The 20879-nt window shown below is 46.7% G+C and carries 12 protein-coding genes; 6 read left to right on the top strand and 6 right to left on the bottom strand.

What is annotated here, in order from left to right:
- Positions 1-17: 17 nt before the first annotated feature.
- From DK187_RS01780 to DK187_RS01760, 5 genes are read right to left on the bottom strand one after another with little or no spacing between them, the layout of a single operon-like run.
- Entirely contained in the window at positions 18-899 is an 882-nt protein-coding gene (locus DK187_RS01780; RefSeq protein ID WP_111605623.1) for a transglutaminase family protein, read from the bottom strand.
- Positions 896-3475 carry a circularly permuted type 2 ATP-grasp protein gene (locus DK187_RS01775; RefSeq protein WP_111605622.1) on the bottom strand — a complete coding sequence of 860 codons (2580 nt, stop codon included), beginning with the start codon at positions 3473-3475 and terminating at the stop codon, positions 896-898. The genes DK187_RS01780 and DK187_RS01775 overlap by 4 nt, the downstream gene beginning before the upstream one ends.
- A gap of 28 nt (positions 3476-3503) precedes the next feature.
- Positions 3504-6866 (bottom strand): transglutaminase family protein, encoded by a 3363-nt coding sequence (locus tag DK187_RS01770; RefSeq protein ID WP_111605621.1) that lies wholly within the window; start codon positions 6864-6866, stop codon positions 3504-3506.
- Positions 6863-7807 carry an alpha-E domain-containing protein gene (locus DK187_RS01765; RefSeq protein ID WP_111605620.1) on the bottom strand — a complete coding sequence of 315 codons (945 nt, stop codon included), beginning with the start codon at positions 7805-7807 and terminating at the stop codon, positions 6863-6865. Before DK187_RS01765 ends, DK187_RS01770 begins: the two co-directional genes overlap by 4 nt.
- A gap of 2 nt (positions 7808-7809) precedes the next feature.
- Positions 7810-9264: a circularly permuted type 2 ATP-grasp protein gene (locus DK187_RS01760; protein ID WP_111605619.1), complete on the bottom strand. Its 1455-nt coding sequence runs from the start codon at positions 9262-9264 to the stop codon at positions 7810-7812.
- A gap of 331 nt (positions 9265-9595) precedes the next feature.
- On the opposite strand from DK187_RS01760, the gene DK187_RS01755 reads away from it, so the two are divergent.
- The 4 genes from DK187_RS01755 to DK187_RS01740 all read left to right on the top strand — a co-directional run bounded on the left by DK187_RS01755 (position 9596) and on the right by DK187_RS01740 (position 15854).
- Positions 9596-10789: an FAD-dependent monooxygenase gene (locus tag DK187_RS01755; protein ID WP_111605618.1), complete on the top strand. Its 1194-nt coding sequence runs from the start codon at positions 9596-9598 to the stop codon at positions 10787-10789.
- A 176-nt stretch (positions 10790-10965) separates the two neighbouring features.
- A complete protein-coding gene (locus DK187_RS01750; protein WP_111605617.1) occupies positions 10966-13305 on the top strand; it encodes a glucose/quinate/shikimate family membrane-bound PQQ-dependent dehydrogenase in 2340 nt (779 codons plus the stop codon).
- A 234-nt stretch (positions 13306-13539) separates the two neighbouring features.
- Positions 13540-14853 (top strand): Na+/H+ antiporter NhaC family protein, encoded by a 1314-nt coding sequence (locus DK187_RS01745; RefSeq protein ID WP_111605616.1) that lies wholly within the window; start codon positions 13540-13542, stop codon positions 14851-14853.
- A 119-nt stretch (positions 14854-14972) separates the two neighbouring features.
- Positions 14973-15854 (top strand): DMT family transporter, encoded by an 882-nt coding sequence (locus DK187_RS01740; RefSeq protein ID WP_111605615.1) that lies wholly within the window; start codon positions 14973-14975, stop codon positions 15852-15854.
- Here the strand turns inward: DK187_RS01740 and DK187_RS01735 are convergent, their stop codons facing one another.
- Positions 15855-16433 carry a TetR/AcrR family transcriptional regulator gene (locus DK187_RS01735; RefSeq protein WP_111605614.1) on the bottom strand — a complete coding sequence of 193 codons (579 nt, stop codon included), beginning with the start codon at positions 16431-16433 and terminating at the stop codon, positions 15855-15857.
- Positions 16434-16526: 93 nt separating this feature from the next.
- On the opposite strand from DK187_RS01735, the gene DK187_RS01730 reads away from it, so the two are divergent.
- Both DK187_RS01730 and DK187_RS01725 read left to right on the top strand, forming a co-directional pair.
- The gene (locus DK187_RS01730; protein WP_111605613.1) at positions 16527-17726 is read left to right on the top strand and encodes an efflux RND transporter periplasmic adaptor subunit; all 1200 of its coding nucleotides are present in this window, start codon (positions 16527-16529) and stop codon (positions 17724-17726) included.
- Between the two features lie 3 nt (positions 17727-17729).
- Positions 17730-20858, top strand: coding sequence for an efflux RND transporter permease subunit (locus tag DK187_RS01725; protein ID WP_111605612.1), 3129 nt, complete (start codon positions 17730-17732; stop codon positions 20856-20858).
- The last annotated feature ends 21 nt before the right edge of the window (positions 20859-20879 follow it).

Below are 20879 nucleotides of genomic sequence, written 5' to 3'. Positions count from 1 at the left end.
TGCTATGTACTATCAAGTCAAACTCTTCTTACGTCCACTGAGACCGCTAATTGTTGGGAGCCGCCACCTTCAAAAATGACGCCTTGTAAGGGGGTGACGTCTGAATAGTCTCTGCCCCACGCGGTCACAATGTGCTGTTCATTTGGCATTAAATCGTTCGTAGGATCAAATTCTACCCAGCCAAAATCCGGTGTAAATATTGCAAACCAAGCGTGAGAGGCATCCGCTCCGACCAGCTTTTCTTGTCCTGGTGGGGGCAAGGTTTCTAAATAACCGCTCATGTAACGTGCTGGAATGCCCACTGAGCGCAAGCAACCGATGGCTAAATGGGCAAAGTCTTGGCACACACCACTACGTTGCTTTAGCACTTGTTCGAGAGGCGTCGCAACGGTTGTGGTGCTGGGATCGAATTTAAATTCGCTGAAAATTTTGTGGGTAAACGCCATGGCGGCCTGCAAAACAGGCTCGTCATCGGCAAAAGTACTTAGAGCGTAGGCTTTTAAATCCTCTGAACGGCGAATTTGTGGTGAATCTAATAAGTATTCTTTTGCCATCCGCAGTTCTGGCGTGTTGGGGGCGTTCAACATGGCGCGTAATTCACCGCAACTGAGCGTACTTTGTGCTTGCCACTCAAGCACGTTAAGCGAGGCGATTTCAAAGTCGGTTGTGACGTCGATCACCAATTTTTTATGCGCTTCTTGAATTGAGAAATAGAAGGTTTGATTGCCAAAATAATCCTCCCCATCGTTTTGGTAAACGGGGGGCGGATTGATCTGTATTTTCTGATGAAGACAGCGTTGATTTCGGGTATCGCGCGGCAGTAGATGTGCCATGTTGTAGCATAAGCTGACAGGCGCGCCGTAAGTGTATTCTGTAATATGACGAACACGATATCTCATAGGCGAGTTCCTTTGATTGCGTCGGTCAAGGATTGAGGGCCAGCGGTATGATCAAAATACTTATCACTAATGAGCACGGTAAACTGCTCTAGTTGTTCTAAAAGCTCGGTCATCAATCCTTCTAATTTGACACGGCTTTGTGTTTTGTCATCGACCTTGGCCAGTGCCTCTAAATCGGCAAGCTGAATATCGTTCAATGACTTGAGGATAATCTTGTGCTCGGGACTTAGGCCAGCCGTGGTGCTGTTGTTTCTTGGTAATTCGATAATATACTTGCGCAATTGTTCCACTTGATACAACAAAGAGCGTGGATTGGTGCCATCAATCATCAGCAAGTCTAGTCCGTAGGCAACACGTGCTCGGTTGCGGTAGCGGCGACGGAAAGAAATAAGGGCTTCGACGCTCAATAAAACCGATTCTAGAATCTGTTGTTGAGAAGTAGAAGACAAAGGTTTGGTTAATGCCGAGCGTAGCAAGGTGGCGGTTTGCAGCGCGCGCTCTGTACGACGACCAATTTCTTGGAAAGTCCAATCGAGACCACGCAACATACTTTCGTGATTCAAGCCTGATAGCGCCAATAATGAGGTCACTAAGCTGTCTAAAGACTCCTCTGGGGCAGACGGGAGGCCATTGGTATAGGCGCGATCCAATTCATGGATGTGATCACGTAACTCGTTGATAATAATACGAGTGTCGGCAGACAGCATTTCTTTGACCTGCTCACTGCAACTTAGCATGGCTTGTAGGTTGGCTTTCACGGAGCCGGCTCTGCTGCCATCCGTAATAATGGAAACTAGCTCAGCTTCAGGATGCGCAAACATATCCTCATCGCCTTCCATAAAGCCAGGTAAACAGCTTGTCTGAGTAGACGCCATTTCCAGTAATGTGCGTTGGCTTTCTTCTGGTAATGGGTCCACCCCGTTCATTTGTTTAAAAATAGTACGCAGTAAGCGCATGCTGATTTCAGCGCGTTCAGCATAGCGTCCCATCCAAAATAAGTTTTCAATCACTCGACTAGGTAGGTTGGACTGTAGTGCTTCATCGTGCAGAAGAACTTGGTCTATTTGGTAGGACGTTTGTTCTTCTGGCTCGGCGGCCAGTATCCAAGTGTCTTTGCTTTTTGAGCGACTGATGTGCGAGACGATGGCTTCTTGGGACGACTCCCCAGTGCGAGATAATCCTCCAGGCATCACTGTGTATCCCGTTGGATTGGAGACAGTAAAGGCGCGCAAAATACTCGGGCGAGCTTGCATTTTGCCCTCTAACCAAATGGGGGACATGGATCCTGGGACATAGCTTTGCGCCACATAAAGATGCGGATTTTTTTTGATCTTTTCTATCAGACTCAGCTTTTGTTTTTCCGTTAGCGTATGACCATAGGCACTGCTACTGTCATGGCGACGAATGGCCGGCTTAATAATTAAATTGTGTATATTGGCAAGGACGTAATGGAAATCGTCATTGTCGCCACACCACCATGTTGACACAGAGGGAATGGACAGCTGTTCGCCCAATAAAAATTCGCTGATGGCCGGTAAAAACTTAATCAAAGCGGGGGCTTCTAAAATGCCGCTGCCCAACGGGTTGGCAAGCACGACGTTGCCAGCTCGAACCACTTCCAGTAAGCCCGGTACGCCAAGGAAGGAGTCGGCTCTTAATTCTGCTTGATCGCAATAGGCGTCATCCACACGACGTAAGATAACATCGACACGGGCTAAGCCGTTGAGCGACTTCATCCATACGGCGCCATTACGTACTGTTAAGTCACTGCCTTGAACAAGTGAAAAGCCTAAATAATTCGCTAGGTACGCTTGCTCGAAATAGGTGCTGCTTAATGCTCCAGGGCTGAGTACTACGATGCGTGGCGTATCTGTCCATTGGCTGGCTAACGAAGAAAGCATGCTTTTGAAAGACAAAAAGAAGCTTGCGAGTCGACGTACTTGGCTGTCTCGGAAACTGTTTGGAATCACACGTGAGACAACCGTCCGGTTTTCCAACGCATAACCTGCGCCATTGGGCGCTTGGGTTCGGTCGCCAATAACTTGAAATTGGCCACTTGGATCACGTACCAAATCCACGGCGTGCAACAATAATTGGTGAGCGCCAGGTACGGTTACGCCATGGCATTGGCGTAAAAAGCCTGGGTGACTAAAAATGATTTCAGAAGGAATGATGCCGTTTTTCAATAATTCTTGTGGGCCATAAAGATCCTTTAGCACCAGGTCAAACAAGGTTGAGCGCTGTGCTAAACCTTGTTCAATCGTGAGCCATTCCTCGGTCTGAATGATATTTGGAATAAGGTCCAGCGACCACACACTGGGGGTGAGCGGGTCGCTGGTTAAATTATAGGTGGCGCCATCTTCACGAAGGATACGCTGGGCACGACGCTGCCTATCAAGCATCTCCTCATTGGTAAGACTCCCCATGTGACGCATGATGGACTCCCAATGAGGGCGAGGTTGGCGATCTTCCGTGAAGGCCTCATCATAAGCATGCATAGGAGTATCATAGGCGGAAGATAACGTCGGTTTCTCATCGATCACCGACGTTAAAAAAGTACCTGTTTGAAATTGCATAATGTGCTTGAGCCTAAAAAATTAATTATTAGAGAACATTATACTGCTTCCTTAGATCTAATGTATGCGGATATTCATTCATTGGCTCTTCTGCTGGTGGTGACATAGCACGTGGTTCATTGCCATTCGGATAAAAAGAGCGCAATGCACTGAAGGCTGGCGGTGGAGACAGCGTGCCTTGAGTGAAGCCGTGATCCCAAAAACGGTTAACACGACGGGCTTCTGCTTCATTGCTATTGACCGGTACGTTGTCATACGTGCGCCCACCTGGGTGAGACACATGATAAGTACAACCGCCCACAGATAAACCATTCCACGTATCGATCAAATCAAATATTAGCGGCGTATCTGTTCCCAGTGTTGGGTGCAAAGCAGATGGCGGTGCCCACGCTTTGTAGCGCACTGCGCCTACGTATTCGCCTTTGCGACCTGTGGCGCGAATCGGCACACGACGGCCATTACAGCTCAGTACATAGCGTCCATCGGTTAAGCCTGATAGTTTCACCTGCAAACGTTCAACGGAAGAATCCACATAGCGAGCAGTACCCGATCCAGTGATTTCTTCTCCTAGAACGTGCCAAGGCTCAATCGCCCAACGCAATTCAATTTCCATGTCATCGATTTTTTGACGACCATAATGAGGGAAGCGGAACTCTTCAAACGGCGCTAACCATTCTAGTTTGAATGGGAAACCATGGCGCTGAAGATCTTCGACCACTTCTTTGACGTCTTGCCAAACAAAATGTGGCAGCATGAATTTATCATGCAAGCTGGTGCCCCAACGAACCAAAGGTTTCTTGTAGGGTTCTTTCCAGAAACGCGCAACTAAGCAGCGCAACAACAGCATTTGCACGAGAGACATGTGCGGATGCGGCGGCATTTCAAAACCACGGAATTCCAATAGACCTTGGCGACCACTGGCGCTGCCAGCCGCATAGAGCTTATCGATACAGAATTCAGAGCGGTGTGTGTTGCCTGTGATATCGACCAGTAAGTTACGCATCAAACGATCCACCAACCAAGGTTCTTCAACGAAACCGGATGGCATGTTTTGGAAAGCAATTTCCATTTCATACAGGGCTTCGTCGCGCCCTTCATCTGGACGTGGTGCTTGGCTGGTTGGGCCTATGAACATACCAGAGAAAAGATAAGACAAGCCGGGATGATGCTGCCAGAAGGTGACCAAACTTTGCAGTAATTCAGGGCGACGTAACAGTGGACTGTCCGCCGGTGTACGACCACCTAGTGTCACGTGATTGCCACCGCCTGTGCCAGTATGGCGACCATCTAGCATGAATTTCTCGGCACCAAGGCGTGAAAGATACGCTTGGTGGTACAAGGTTTCGGTATTATGAACCAATTCTTTCCAGCTGGCCGCAGGATGAATGTTTACTTCGATTACGCCTGGATCTGGCGTGATCAGAAACTTCTGCAAGCGTGGATCTTTTGGTGGTTCATAACCTTCGATAACGATAGGCAAATCCAGCGTTTTGGCGACTGCTTCCAGCTGCCCAAGCACATCAACAAAGTGCTCAAGATGTGTCATTGGCGGCATGAAAATATGCAAGCGGCCATCACGTGGCTCGATACACAAGGTAGTACGAATCACGTTTTTCAGCGTTTTTTCTGGTGCTAAAGCAGGGGCGACAGCTGGTTTTTTAGCAAAATGCTGTTTGGCTACGCTGTCTAATACCGCGTTGTCTTTTTTGTTCGCCAAAGGTTGGCGAGGATCAAACGGGTCGCGCTCTGGAATACGGTCCTCTTCGGCTTGCGCTGGCAAAGAATTCAGAGGTAAACGATAACCCATAGGGCTGTCGCCCGGAATCAAGGTGATAACGTCACTGCGCATTGGCCAAAGTGAACTGTTCCAACGATTTTGATAGCCATCGAATTCCAGCGGCAAAATAAAGCCTGTGGTGGTGCTCAATCCACGACTAAGCAGTTTAGCGAGACGGCGACGTTCTAAATCGTCTTTTAAATCCGCTTTGGTTGGATCCGCGTCCACAGGAAGGGATTGTTCCATCCATAAATAGTAAAGCGTGTCTTCATAAGTGCTTTGCAGATATTGCTTATCTAGGGCGAGCTTTTCACACAACAATTCCCCAAAGGCTTGCGCGTCTTTGATGGTGTGTTTGTAGTCTTTGTCCACACGTGCTAAATATTTGGGATCATTCCATAGGGCTTCACCGTCGGTGCGCCAGAAACACCCCAGCGCCCAGCGTGGTACTTCTTCACCCGGATACCATTTGCCTTGCCCATAATGGAGTAGGCCGTTAGCACCGAATTCTTGCTTCATTTTGATCAGCAAGTCTTTGGCGAGTTTGAGCTTTTCTGCGCCTAAGGCACCAGTATTCCATTGCTCTGAATCCATGTCATCAATGGACACAAAGGTTGGCTCGCCGCCCATGGTGAGACGAACATCGCCTTTCTCAAGCTCTTTATCGACGGCAAACCCCAGCGCTTTGATGGTTTCCCATTCGCCTTCTGCATAAGGTTTGGTAACACGTGGGTCTTCGTGAATACGCGTAACGATGTTGCTGTAGCTAAATTCGCATTCGCATTCGTCAACAAAGCCGGTAATGGGCGCGGCGGATGCGGGTTCTGGCGTACAAGCCAGAGGAATGTGTCCTTCGCCAGCAAACAAGCCAGAGGTTGGGTCTAAGCCAACCCAGCCTGCGCCCGGTAAGAAGACTTCACACCAAGCGTGTAGGTCGGTGAAGTCTGCTTCTGGGCCGGACGGGCCATCAAGCGCTTTCACGTCTGCTGTCAGTTGTACCAGGTAGCCTGATGCGAAACGAGCCGCTAAGCCTAGGCTGCGTAATATTTGAACCAGTAACCAGGAGGTATCGCGGCAAGAACCTTTTTTAAGAGTCAGGGTTTCTTCGCAGGTTTGAACGCCCGGTTCTAGACGAATGCCATAGCCAATTTCGGCCGCTAAGCGGCTGTTGATGGAGACAAGGAAATCATTAATCGGCACACTTTTGCGATCAACCGTAGATAGCCATTTGTCCAATAACGGGCAGGATTCAGTGACTTGCAAATAGGGCTCAAGTTCTTTTTTGAGTTCTTTTTTATACGCAAACGGAAAGGTTTCCGCGTAGCTTTCGACAAAGAAATCAAACGGATTGATGACCGTCATGTCGGCGATCACTTCCACATAAAACTCTAACTTATTGGTCTTTTCGGGAAACACCAAGCGAGTTTGAAAGTTACCAAACGGGTCTTGTTGCACATTGATAAAATGCGTTTCAGGCAAGACTTTCAGTGAGTAGGCGTGAATTTTAGTACGCGAATGAGCCGCAGGTTTTAGTCGTAAAACGTGGGGGGCCACGTTTACAAAGCGGTCAAACTCATAAGTCGTCTTGTGCTGTATTGCGACTCTAATGGTCATGCAGCGTCTCCTTGCCGAAAATGAAACCAGTTTTCGGTGATCTGGTGATTTATTTCAATGATGGCGATCTGTAGATCGTTCAAATGATTGTGGAAATCCTCATCCAAATCTTCCGAACTAACCAGTGGATAATCGAATTCAAGAATTTTATCCACTTTGGCGGTAAGCAACCCAGCGCGTGGTAGTTTTGTGGCGGCTTCGCCTATTTGCTTAAAGCAATACGCCAAGGTACGTGGGAAGCAGGGATCGTTCATTAAAAACGTCGCCGCTTTTGCGCCATTGATGGACGTTCTTACGGTGCGGCGATAATCCAAATAAGCACTTTGTGATTTGAGCACTTTTGACCAGGTTACTTGACCGAGTTGTGTTCTCGCTTCCGGTTCGGATTTCAGCATCAGCGAAACGGCCGCATCCAGAATACGCGTGCCCATGTCAGCACGCTCTAGGTAACGTCCCATAATGAGAAAGTGCCAGCCAGAATCACGGCTCATGGCGCCAGCAAAGAGGCCGATGATTTTTTGACAGCCTTCGATAATGGTATTTAAGAACAGATGACGTTCTGAACGATTGATGCCTTGTTTAATGTTTTGTTGAGCATACAAATCGAGTTCGTTAATCAGCTCCCATGTTTCTTTGGGCACCACATCGCGGGTCGTTCGAATGTTTTCGCGGACCATTTTTAACGATGACAGCATAGAGCTGGCATTCGTGTCATCCGCTAACAGAAATTTTACTACGTTGCGTTCGTCTTTTACTTTGTAGCGTTGTTCAAAAATTTCTTCGCCACTTAAAATTTCAATAAGATTGTACCAAGATACTTCTATGTCTCTTGGAAGATCAAAAAGAAGATCGTCATACACACTGACCAAGCGGGCGGTGTTTTCAACGCGCTCCAAGTATCGGGCGCTCCAATATAAGCGTTCTGCGACTCTAGATAACATGATTACTGCCCCTTTGTTTCGACGATCCAAGTATCTTTACTACCACCACCTTGTGACGAATTAACGACCAAGGAGCCTTTTTTCATGGCCACACGCGTGAGGCCGCCAGTGGTGACGTAGGTCTCCTTGGCTTGCAGAATAAAAGGACGCAGATCTAAGTGGCGAGGTTCTAAGACACCTTTGGAAATCAGTGTTGGCGCGGTGGATAATTTGAGCGTTGGTTGAGCAATATAATTACGAGGATTTTTCGTAATCAATTCGGCAAACAAAGCTTGTTCTTTTTTGGTGGAATGTGGACCAACTAACATACCATAACCGCCGGATTCGTTGGCGGGTTTAACGACTAGTTTATCGAGGTTTTCTAGCACATAAGCCCGTTGTTCTGGGTCGTCGCACAAGAAGGTTTCGACGTTGTTAAGAATCGGTTCTTCATTTAGGTAGTAGCGGATAATCGCGGGTACATACGCGTATACGACCTTGTCATCGGCGACGCCAGCACCTGGCGCGTTTGCCAAGGCCACATTGCCTGCTCGCCAGGCGCGCATCAAACCAGCCACCCCCAACACCGATTCAGGATCAAAGGCCTCTGGGTCGATAAATAAATCGTCTATGCGACGATAAATAACATCCACGCGTTCTGGACCGTCGATGGTTTTCATATAAACACAATCATCACTGTCGACAAACAGGTCGCTGCCTTCGACTAACTCGGCTCCCATTTGTTGAGCTAAGAAAGCGTGTTCAAAATACGCGGAGTTGTAGATGCCTGGTGTTAGTACAACGATCTCTGGATTTTCTATGTCTCTGGGCGATAAGGCGGCTAGGGTGTCAAACAGTTGAGAAGTATAAGAGTCAACTGGCAAGATGGATTCGTTTTCAAATAATTCTGGCAACACGCGCTTAGTAATGGCGCGGTTCTCTAGCATATAGGACACACCGGAAGGGACGCGTAAGTTATCTTCCAGTACAAAAAAATCGCCGTTTTCATCGCGTACTAAGTCGGTACCACAAATGTGTGCCCACACCCCGTAGGCTGGTGATACGCCCACGCATTCAGGTCGAAAGTTTTTTGAGTCTTTAATAATGTGTTCTGGGATAATGCCGTCTTTGATGACGTTTTGATCGTGGTAGAGGTCGTTAATGAAAAGGTTTAGGGCGGTGAGTCGTTGTTTTAATCCTGCTTCTGCGATTTTCCAGTCTGAGGCTTCGATGGTTCGGGGGATGATGTCAAAGGGCCATGCTCTATCTATGTTGCCTTCTTCTGTGTAGACCGTGAAGCTGATGCCCATCTCTTGTATTGTCGCTTCGGCGGTGAGACGTCTTTTTTCGAGTTCATCTTCTGAGAGACTGTCTAAATATCCCAAGAGTTGTTTTGCTGGCGATCTTGGGGCGCCTTTGTCATCTATTAACTCATCAAAAAAATTAGATGACTGATAATGGCTCGTTAGTTTTTCCATGTATACCTCGTTCTCTTTATCAAGCCGGAGGTGGGTGCTTTAAATTTGCACATGATTGTGTGCCTTTTTTGTGCATCCGCCCCACATTGGGGAGACTTCTTCACTTTGTAAGGGTAGACCCAGTGATATCGTTGTCTTTTTGTTAGGTCACGCATAGTGTTTTCGCACTACTGAGGGAATAAAGCAAGGATCGAGCCATAGTATTTGAAAAGTTTTTTCGCCAGTTAGGTTTCATTAAGCGTGATATAGATCGGTTCTATTCCGCTTGGAATTCGCTAATATGATGTCGTTAAGTTTGTATGAATTCGCTGTTAATAAAAAGGAAAGGTGTGTGGATCAGCTGGGTCGTGTGGTGATTGCTGGGGCAGGAATTGGTGGTTTATGTGCGGCATTAGCGCTTAGTAAACAGGGTATTCAAGTGCTAGTTTGTGAACAGGCAACAACGCTGAGTGAGGTGGGTGCTGGTTTGCAGATAAGCCCAAATGCCTTGAAAGTGTTGCGACATTTGGGCTTAGAGGAGGAACTACGGCCTTTTGCTTTCGTGCCTCAGCATGCGGCGATCCGGGATTATAGAACGGGCGACTATTATCTTAAATCACCGCTAGGAGCATTCGCGCAAGAGCGTTATGGTGCGCCTTATTGGCATTTACATCGCGCTGATTTACATCGAGTGTTGGTAGATGCCTGTTTACAAGCCGGTGTGGAATTGGTACTCAATTCGACCGTGTTAGGGTATCGAGAACATGTTGCACAGCAGCAGGTTTCAATCGATTTAGCCGATGGTCGTGAACTCACCGCCGGTTTGTTGATTGGTGCGGATGGCATTCGTTCTAACATTCGCGAGCACATGTTAGGGCCTGAGTCGCCAAGGTTTATGGGGCAAGTTGCTTGGCGCGGAGTGATTCCAGTGAGTGATTTGACGGTTGATGTGAAGCCCGATGCCTGTGTGTGGGCGGGACCCGGCCGGCATTTTGTCAGTTATTACCTGCGTGGTGGTGATTATGTGAATTTTGTCGCTGTGGAAGAGCGTAGCGATTGGCAGTCCGAATCATGGCGTGAAGAGGGGGATGTTGAAGCATTGCAGCGTGCTTTTTCTGGCTGGCATCCAGAAGTGAGTGGTTTGTTAAAATCGGCGCACAGTACGTTTTTGTGGGCATTAAATGGCCGTGAGGAATTGCCAACGTGGCACAAAGGTAGAGTGGTTTTGTTGGGGGATGCTTGTCACCCAATGTTGCCTTTCATGGCACAAGGCGCCGCGATGGCGATTGAAGACGGGTATGTTTTAGCAAAGTGCCTATCTCGCCACAGCTTGAAAGATGCTTTGCTGCAATATGAACAATCTCGCAAACCTCGAGCGACTAAAATTCAGCAAATGTCGAAAGCCAATGCTGGCCTATATCACATGCATGGGGGCATGCTTGGTAGAATGAAATTAACCGCCCTTCAAGCCGCTGGTCGGTTTGTTCCTACTGTCATTCAAGCTAAGTTAGATGCTGTGTATGGTTATGATGTCACCAAGGATTGAGGCGGAGAGATTATAAATATGTAAGAAAAGAGTCTATTTTGTTGTTTTATGCTCTACACTTTTTCTTTGAGTTGTAATTATTTATTGTAAATAAGCGGCTGACGGTTATTTTGTGGTCGTGCTGCGGCTTTTTTATGAATTAAACAACGAATTTAAACGCGAAGGAATTGTGTCCTATGATTGTTCTCTCGGTACTCTTTTGGGCTATTGGTTTAGCTTTGCTCGTGGGTGGTGGCTGGCTCGTGTCACTTGGTGGCAGCCTCTATTATGTTATTGCTGGTATAGCATTTATTGCCGTTGCTTTGTTGTTAAAAAAGCGCAGCAAAGTCGCCAACTTTTTATACGCTTTGTTGTTAATAGGTACCTTGATCTGGTCGATTATGGAGTCAGGTTTAAGCTGGTGGCCGCTTGCAACGCGTATGGGGCTTTTCTTAGTTCTCGCTATTCCGCTCTTGCTCATGGCGTATTTTAAACACCGTGGTGGCAGTCGTTTTTTATTTCCAGTTTGGCTCGCGACAGCTTTAGTGACGCTCTCTCCTTTATTTATGACGTCACCAACAACAATCGAAGGTGAACTGACGCGTTCTGTTACTTTGCCTGATACTGACATGGGAGATGTCGCTCAGGGAGAGTGGAACGCCTATGGACGTAGTAATTTAGGGCAGCGCTTTTCTCCTCTCAGCCAAATTACGCCAGATAATGCAAATCAGCTTCAGTTAGCGTGGCAATACCAGACTGGTGATAAAAAAGGGCCAAAAGATATTGGCGAGACAACGTACGAAGCAACCCCACTAAAATTGGCGAATGCCCTTTATGTTTGTACTCCACATAACTGGCTTGTGGCCTTGGATGCCGATACCGGAGAGGAGCAATGGGTATACGATGCAAAAGTGCCTGCTGACAGTCAGCGTCAACACCAGACTTGTCGTGGTGTGTCTTACTTACCACCGTCTAATATGGATACGCTTCCACCTGTACAAAAAGCGTCTGTTCCTGCAGAAAGTCTAAATAGTATGCAGTGTGACGCCCAATTGTTTTTACCAACCTCCGATGCGCGTCTCATAGCCGTGGATCCAACGACGGGGGCCCGTTGTGCGAATTTTGCCGACAATGGTGTCTTGGATTTAATGCATAACATGCCGTTTAAACAGTCAGGTTATTATTACTCTACGTCGCCACCATTGGTTGCTGGTGGTGTGGTGATTGTTGCGGGGTCCGTCAATGATAACTACGATATTAATTCTCCCTCTGGTGTGATTCGGGCTTACGATGTAAAAACGGGGGCATTAAAGTGGAACTGGGATTCTGGAAACCCTGAGGATACGGCGCCAATTGGCACGGATGATGTGTATGCGACGAGCTCGCCAAATAGTTGGTCGGTGGCCAGTGCGGATGAAAAATTAGGGTTAGCGTATTTTCCCATGGGCAACCGTACGCCGGATCAGTTGGGCATGTACCGCAGTCCAGCCGAAGAGAAATACGCGACCTCTGTTGTGGCGTTAAGTTTAGAAACGGGCCAAGTGTCTTGGGTGCAACAGTTTGTTCACCATGATTTATGGGACATGGACACACCAGCGCAACCTTCTTTGTTGGATTTAGATACCCCATCAGGTAAGCAGCCTGCTTTGGTTGTTCCGACAAAGCAGGGGGATGTGTATGTGTTGAATCGAGCTACTGGTGAGCCGATTTTCCCAATCACCGAAGAGCCGGCACCGCAAGGCGCTATTCCAGGTGAATATACGGCGAAAACTCAGCCCACTTCAGCGCTGTCTTTTAAACCGGCCGATTTAACCGAAGCGGATATGTGGGGAGCGACACCGTTAGATCAGTTATTGTGTCGGATTGAATTTAAACAATTACGCTATGAAGGGCGTTATACGCCACCTTCCGAGCAAGGATCTATTGTTTATCCTGGTAACTTTGGGGTGTTTAACTGGGGCAGTATTGCGGTTGATCCGAAGCGTCAGCAAATGTTCGGGATGCCTTTGTATCTCGCGTTTACATCGACTTTAGTGCCGAAAGCGGATTTAGATCTAAGCGAAACAAACAAAGGCGAACAGGGTGTGAACTCTAACGATGGTGCCGACTTTGCCGTTCAGTTAAAACCTTTCTTGTCGCCGTTAGGGGTGCCTTGTCAACAACCGCCTTGGGGTTTTGTTGCTGGTGTGGACTTGAAAACAGGCAAAACAGCATGGCAGCATAAAAACGGTACTATTGAAGACATGACGCCCTTTAAGCTGCCAATAACAATCGGTGTGCCAGGGATCGGTGGTCCGGTTATTACGGATGGTGGTGTGGTCTTCATGGCCGCAGCGGTTGATAACTATCTACGCGCTTACGATTTGTCTACTGGCGAAGAGTTATGGAAAGGCCGTTTACCAGCCGGCGGGCAAGCGACACCCATGACTTACTTGAACAGTAAGGGTGAGCAGATGGTGGTTCAGGTGGCTGGGGGACACGGGTCTATTGGCACAACCATTGGTGATTATGTTGTTGCCTATAAGCTTAAGAAATAGGTAGGTTTGCCACAAATTTGCGTGAATAAATCGTAGCCCGGCTTTTGCTGGGCTATTTTATATAAATATAAAGTATAAGGAGTGGGTTTTGTTGTTTATTTTGTTATAACGTTTAGCACCAAACACAGCACTATTTATTATTGGCTTCCGCTATTTGTTTTTACTATTATCTGCGCCTCTTTTCCCTTCGACCATAAGTTGTGGGGCTAACTTAATCTGGAATCCTCAGACGATATGACTTCTAAATCTCCTCTGGCATTGTTGCCACTGTTACTTTTTCTGGTTCTTTTTGTGGGTAGTGGCCTTTGGTATCAATCCGAAGGTGTCGATTTTGCTTTCTACCAAATCTCAGCGCCTGTTGCGATTTTGCCTGCGATTGCCTTGGCTGTTTTGTTGGCCAAGGGCCAATTTAACCAGCGCATTGAAACTTTTATTAATGGTGTGGGTGATAACACTATTATCACCATGGTATTGATTTATTTGTTGGCAGGCGCGTTTGCGAGTGTTGCGAAGAGTATTGGTGGTGTGGACGCAACAGTCAATTTAGGTTTGAGTATTGTGCCACCTTCTTTGTTGTTGCCAGGTTTGTTTGTGATTACAGCATTTGTTGCGACATCGATGGGAACGTCTATGGGCACGATTGCAGCGATAGCACCGATAGCCATTGGTGTTGCTGAAGCGGCGGATCTCCCCTTATTGTTAACGGTTGGTACGGTCATCGGCGGTGCCATGTTTGGTGACAATTTGTCGATTATTTCAGACACCACGATCGCGGCGACGCGAACGCAAGGTTGTGACATGCGTGATAAATTCCGTATGAACTTTAAAATTGCTTTGCCTGCGGCGTTAGTGACATTAGTGTGGTTGTTCTTTCAAAGTAGTAATGCGCAGATTGCGGATATCCAAGATTATGATTTAATTCGTGTTTTGCCGTATGTTGTGGTGTTGGGCTTAGCAATCGCTGGCGTCAATGTCATGTTAGTATTGTTTAGCGGTATTATTTTGGCGGGTGTGATTGGCTTGACCATGCAAGCTGACTATACGGTCGCATCTTGGTCATCTGATATTTATGCTGGTTATACTGGCATGCAAGAGATTTTGATTCTTTCGCTGTTGATTGGTGGTCTTGCCGCCTTAATGAAATCCCAAGGCGGGCTTGATTGGTTGGTCGGTTCTATTGAACGTATTAGTCGTGTACTGGGCGCCAAAGCAGGATCAACACGAGCAGGTGAATTGAGCATCAGCGCGGCTGTCGCGTTAACCAATTTGTGCACGGCGAACAATACGGTGTCTATTTTAATCAACGGTTCTGTCGCAAAAAATATCGCTGAACGCTACAATGTGGATCCAAGACGCAGTGCCAGCTTGCTCGATATTTTCTCATGTGTGGTACAAGGCGTTTTACCTTATGGTGCGCAAATATTGCTAGCCTCTTCTTTGGCGGCCGTTTCTCCTTTTGCTTTGATTGGTTATGTTCAGTACAGCTGGTTGTTGGCTGTTGCTGCTTTGATTTCTATTGTGATCGCTTGGCCTAAAGGCGCAAAATAGACTTTCTTAAAGGGTAAATAATCCTTTTCAAAGCCCGCTAATCTAGTCTTTTTGTACTAGGTGTGCGGGCTTTTTTGTGTTGTCTAATGTTAGTACGTTTTATGCGATAAGGAATATTTTTGAAACAGGTTACTCATGTAAAAGCAGAACTTATTTTGGTATTTGTGACCATTCTTGCTGGGTTCGGCTGGATATTTTCGAAAGAGGCGTTGGCTGGGTTACCACCGCTGTTTTTTATGGGCGTGCGTTTTATCATTGCCGGTTTTGTGTTGTTTCTCGCAGGCCAGAAATATTTTCGCGGTTTAGATTGGCAAGATGTTAAGCAGGCCAGTTTGGTTGGTATGGTCATGGGCATTACCATGATGTTTTGGGTCACGGGATTGGATCAAGGTTCTAATCTTGGTGTGGGCGCTTTTATTACCAGTCTTGGTGTGGTACTTGTTCCCGTGGTTGCGCGATTTATGTTTGGCGCTAGGCCGCCGTTGAGTATTTGGGTGGCTCTACCCATTGCGATCATAGGGCTTGGTTTTTTAGCGCTCAATAACGGCTTAGATTTTGAGTTTGCGCATGTGTACTTTTTGGGCGCTGCGCTGGGGTCGGCTTTACAATTGAACTTATTGTCGCGTTTTTCCATGCGTATGCATGCATTAGTGTTAACCGCCATTCAATTAAGCGTGGCGGGGAGTTTGTTGCTTTTTCTTTCTTTGTTAACGGAAACCTTACCACACAGCATTAGCATGGAGGTCGCAGGTTGGTTTTTGGCCAGTACCTTGATTGCCAGCAGTTTACGATTTTTATTGCAGACTTATGGTATGAGTTTAACCCCTGTCAGCCATGCTGCGGTGATTATGAATTTAGAGCCTGTGTGGACGGCTATTTTTGCGGTATTTTGGTTTAGCGAATCGATGGGGGGCGGTCAGGTGATTGGTTGTTTACTGATCTTTATCGCCATGCTGGTCAGTCGTTGGCCGCAAATTAGAGCCATTTTTAAACCTCATTAATTAAATGTTGTCAGGTAAAATAATATCCAATGTTTGGCGATAAATTTGTTGCATTTCCTCATTGAAAGGTCTCGTTTGGAAATCCCAGCGAACCAGTAATCCTTCTGTCAGTGTCACGAGCATTTCAATTCGTGCTATGGCCTCGCTTTTGGTGATGGTTGGATAGCGTGATTGTAAAATTCCTACGGCTCTGTTTTGTAAGCGGCTGTGGGATTCTATATGGATTTCAGCAATGACAGGGTTTCGAGTGGCTTCTGCTTGAATTTCTGCATGCATAATCCTCATATTGTGAGTTTCTTGATTTTCTTCAGAAAAGTGACGGTCTAACCAATCTTTTTTGTCTAAAAAGGACGCCATAAAGTGTAATCTTTTTTGGGTAAACTGTTCGACCAGTTCACGAATAATGTCGTCTTTGTGGGCAAAATAGCGGTAAATTTGCCCTACACTTAATCCTGCGGATTTGGCAATTTCGCTCATACTTGCTTTATGGAAGCCCTTTGTTAGTGCGTGTTGTTCCATGGCATCAATAATGCATTGTTTACGTTGAGCGCTGTCATAGGGTAATTTATTAGTTCTCATTTATTTGCACGTTTTGTCATATATTAGGTACATTGCTTATATTATAGTGCTAGTGAATGATCATTCTCAATGTTTCAAAAGGAAGTCTCCTCAATGTTGTCTAGATTTAAATATGCTTCAAGTGTGCTGCTTGTTCTATTGTTAGCTGGTTGTCAGGAGGAGGCACCTCAGTCTGCTGCTGCACCGTCTGCACCATCTGCACCGAAAGTTCAGGTTGGTATTGTGACTATTGAACCCCAAAAAATCGACTTGATTACAGAACTGCCTGGTCGCACCACGTCTAGCTTGGTGGCGGAAATTCGTCCACAAGTAGGTGGTATTGTTAAGAAACGGTTTTTTGAAGAAGGTCAAGATGTGAAGACCGGCGATTTACTTTATGAATTGGATGATTCCACTTACATTTCATCCTACAAGCAAGCGCAGGCTGATTTAGAATCTGCCAATGCCAGCCTAAAATCCGCACAGCTAAAATATGAGCGTTACACGCAATTACGTAAGCAAAATAACGTCTCTCAGCAAGATCTTGATGACGCACAGGTGGCTTTTTTAGAAGCAACAGCCAAACAAAAAGGCTCAGAAGCCGCACTAGAAAGTGCCAAAATCAATTTAGACTACACCAAAATTCGCTCACCTATTGATGGTCGTATCGGTATTTCACAGGTCACCGTAGGTGCATTGGTAACAGGCAGTCAAGCGACGGTAATGACGACAGTGCGCTCCTTGGATCCTATCTTTGTTGACTTGGCGCAAACCAGTTTGGATCAGCTTAAACAGCGTACTTTTTTGGCATTAGATGATGTTGAAAAGGGCTCTAACAAGGTTGCTTTGTTGTTGGAAGATGGCACCAAATATCAAGATCAAGGTACCTTAAAAGCACGAGAAGTGAGTGTGGATGAATCGACAGGCAGTGTCACACTGCGTGCGGAGTTTCCTAACCCTGACAACTTGTTGCTTCCTGGCATGTTTGTGCGTGGTTTGATCCATGAATTGACTCATAATGCCGCACTTTTGGTGCCGCAGCAGGGCGTTTCTAGAGATGTAAAAGGCAATCCTATTGCGTACGTGGTCAATGCGGATAACGTAATAGAAAGCCGCATTTTGACAGTAGAAAGAACGGTTGATAATCAGTGGTTGGTCACGGATGGTATTAAGGCGGGTGATAAAGTCGTTGTTGAAGGATCGCTAAAAATTAGATCAGGAAGCGAAGTGACCACGGTCAATATGAAGCGTGATAGTCAAACAGGCGCCATTGTTGCCGACAACGCTAATGGCTCTACAGCCCAAGGGAACTAATCTATGTTTGCGCAGTTTTTTATCAATCGTCCAGTCTTCGCATGGGTTATATCCATTGCGATCATGCTGGCAGGTCTTGCGTCTATTTTGAATCTGCCAGTTGCTCAATATCCAAACGTGGCACCGCCAACCATTAGTATTTCGGCCACTTATTCAGGTGCGTCTGCTGAAACGGTTGAGAACAGTGTGACACAAATATTAGAGCAACAGCTGACAGGTTTGGATGGCTTGTTGTATTTCTCCTCTTCAAGCAGTTCCAATGGCCGTACCAGTATCAATGTAACCTTTGAACAAGGCACTGATGCGGATATTGCTCAGGTTCAGGTGCAAAATAAAATCCAGCAGATCACTTCAAATCTACCGACTTCTGTACAGCAAAACGGTGTCACTGTTAGAAAATCGAACTCGGATTTCTTGATGGTGGCGGCGATTTATGATGAGACAGACAAGGATACCGCCAATGATATTTCGGACTTTTTAGTCTCGACGGTTCAAGATCCTGTTTCTCGTGTTGATGGTGTCGGTAGTATTCAGGTGTTTGGTGCCGAATATGCCATGCGTATATGGTTAGACCCGCTGAAATTAGCGTCTTATAAACTGATGCCTTCTGATGTATCTTCTGCCATTAGTGCTCAAAATACTCAAGTCGCAGCGGGTAGCCTTGGGGCTTATCCGGTTGTAAAAGGGCAGGAGTTAAACGTTACCGTTACGGCGCAGTCCAAGTTACAAACCGCTGATCAGTTTAAAAATATCATTCTAGCGTACGATGACAGTGGTGCTACGGTTCGTTTGAGTGATGTGGCTAGAGTGGAATTGGGCAGTGAATCTTACGGTTATATTCCACGTTTGAATGGTCACCCTGCTTCAGGTATGGCGGTTATGCTGGCGCCTGGGGCGAATGCGTTGTCTACTTCTGAAGCGGTGAAAAGCGTATTAAATGGCCTGTCTAGTAGCTTACCAGATGGCTATAAGCTTTCGTACCCGGTTGATAATACGAGCTTTATTCGTATCTCGATCGAAGAGGTAGTGAAGACATTGTTTGAAGCGATCTTGTTGGTCGTTATCGTCATGTTCATTTTCTTGCAGAACTGGCGCGCAACCTTGATACCTGCGATTGCCGTACCTGTTGTTCTTTTGGGTACCTTTGGTGTTTTAGAACTATTTGGCTTTTCCATTAATACGCTCACTATGTTTGGTATTGTGTTGTCCATCGGTTTGCTGGTGGATGATGCGATCGTTGTGGTTGAGAACGTTGAGCGGGTGATGGAAGAAGAGAAGTTGTCTCCCAAAGAGGCAACCATTAAATCGATGAAAGAGATTACCAGTGCCTTGATTGGTATTGCTGTTGTCTTGTCAGCCGTGTTCTTACCGATGGCCTTCTTTAGTGGTTCCACTGGGGTGATTTATCGCCAGTTTTCCATCACTATCGTTGCGGCCATGACCTTGTCTGTTTTGGTTGCATTAACCTTGACTCCAGCGTTGTGTGCCACCTTCTTAAAACCCAATCATGAAACGGCGAAGAAAGGCTTAGGCGCATGGTTTAACCGTAATTTTGACCGTGCAACAGGGAAATATTTTAGTGGTGTTAATCGCATCATTAAGAAACCCGTTCGTTGGATGCTAGGTTACGGCATTATTGTGGCTGGTTTAAGTGGTTTGATGATGACCTTACCGTCTGGTTTCTTGCCAACGGAAGATCAAGGCCGCGTCATGGTGATGGTGTCTTTGCCGGAAGGTGCTGCCATGTCTCGTACTGATAAAGTGATGCGAGAAGTGGAAAGCTACTTTTTGGAGAAAGAAAAAAGCAACGTAAACGCCATCTTCACTATTTCTGGCTTTAACTTCATGGGCAGTGGACAAAATGCTGGTATGGCGTTTGTTGCGCTAAAAGATTGGAGCGAGCGTGTTGGACCAGAAAACAGTGCCAGTGCAATTGTTGGCCGTTCTTACGGTGCGTTTGCTGGATTACGTGATGCCAGAATTTTCTCGTTGATTCCGCCTTCTATTCAAGGGTTAGGGCAGAGCAGTGGCTTTACGTTCCAGTTACAAGCAACGGGCAATACTGATCGAGCAACCTTGTTGGAAATGCGCGATGCGTTATTGCAAAACGCTAACACCAGTCCTTTGCTGACAGGGGTGCGTTTGGGGTCGGATTCTGAAGCCCCGCAGTTACATATTGATATTGACCAAGAAAAAGCTTCGGCACTCGGTTTGTCTTTGTCTGATATTAGTTCAACCTTGAGCAGTGCGTGGGCGGGATCTTATGTCAATGACTTTGTGGATCGTGGTCGCGTTAAAACCGTTTATATGCAAGGCGATGCACAGTACCGTTCTTCTCCTGAAGATCTGCAGCATTGGTATGTACGCGGTAACGATAATACCATGACGCCTTTCTCTGCTTTTGCTAAGAGCGAATGGACCTACGGACCGAAAAGTTTAACGCGTTTCAATGGATTAGCTTCCTATGAAATTCAAGGCTCGGGAGCGGATGGCGTGAGTTCTGGTGCTGCCATGGATGAGTTACAGCGTATTTCTGATGACTTGCCCACTGGTGTAACCGGCGCGTGGAGCGGTTTGTCTTATCAAGAGCGCTTATCAAGCGGGCAAACTCAAATACTCTATGCGATTTCTATCCTAGTTGTGTTTTTGTGTCTTGCGGCTCTATATGAAAGTTGGACGGTGCCATTCTCGGTGATATTGGTGATACCGCTTGGTGTCATTGGGTCGGCAGCAGCAGCGCATTTACGTGGTTTGGAAAATGATGTGTATTTCCAAGTGGCTCTGTTAACGACCATTGGTCTGTCGTCGAAAAACGCGATATTGATCGTTGAGTTTGCGGAAGCGGCGTACCGTCGAGGGTTAAACGTATGGGATGCCGCCGCCCAAGCCGCGCGTTTGCGGTTACGTCCGATTATCATGACGTCTATGGCGTTCATGGTGGGAACACTGCCGTTGGCCTTGTCTTCTGGCGCGGGCGCCAACAGCCGAATCTCGATTGGTTCCGGTATCGTGGGTGGTACTTTAACCGCCACCGTGCTGGCGATTTTCTTTGTGCCTCTCTTCTTTGTCGTGGTGCGACGCATTTTCCCTAAGCGTCCTGATGGTCTAGTTGAGTCAAAGAATATTGATTGATTTTTTGAAAGTGTAAACAAA

It is taken from the genome of Marinomonas arctica, from assembly GCF_003259225.1.
Lineage (GTDB): Bacteria > Pseudomonadota > Gammaproteobacteria > Pseudomonadales > Marinomonadaceae > Marinomonas > Marinomonas arctica.
Note: the sequence above shows the minus strand (reverse complement) of the source record. Positions and strands in the feature narration are given on the sequence as shown.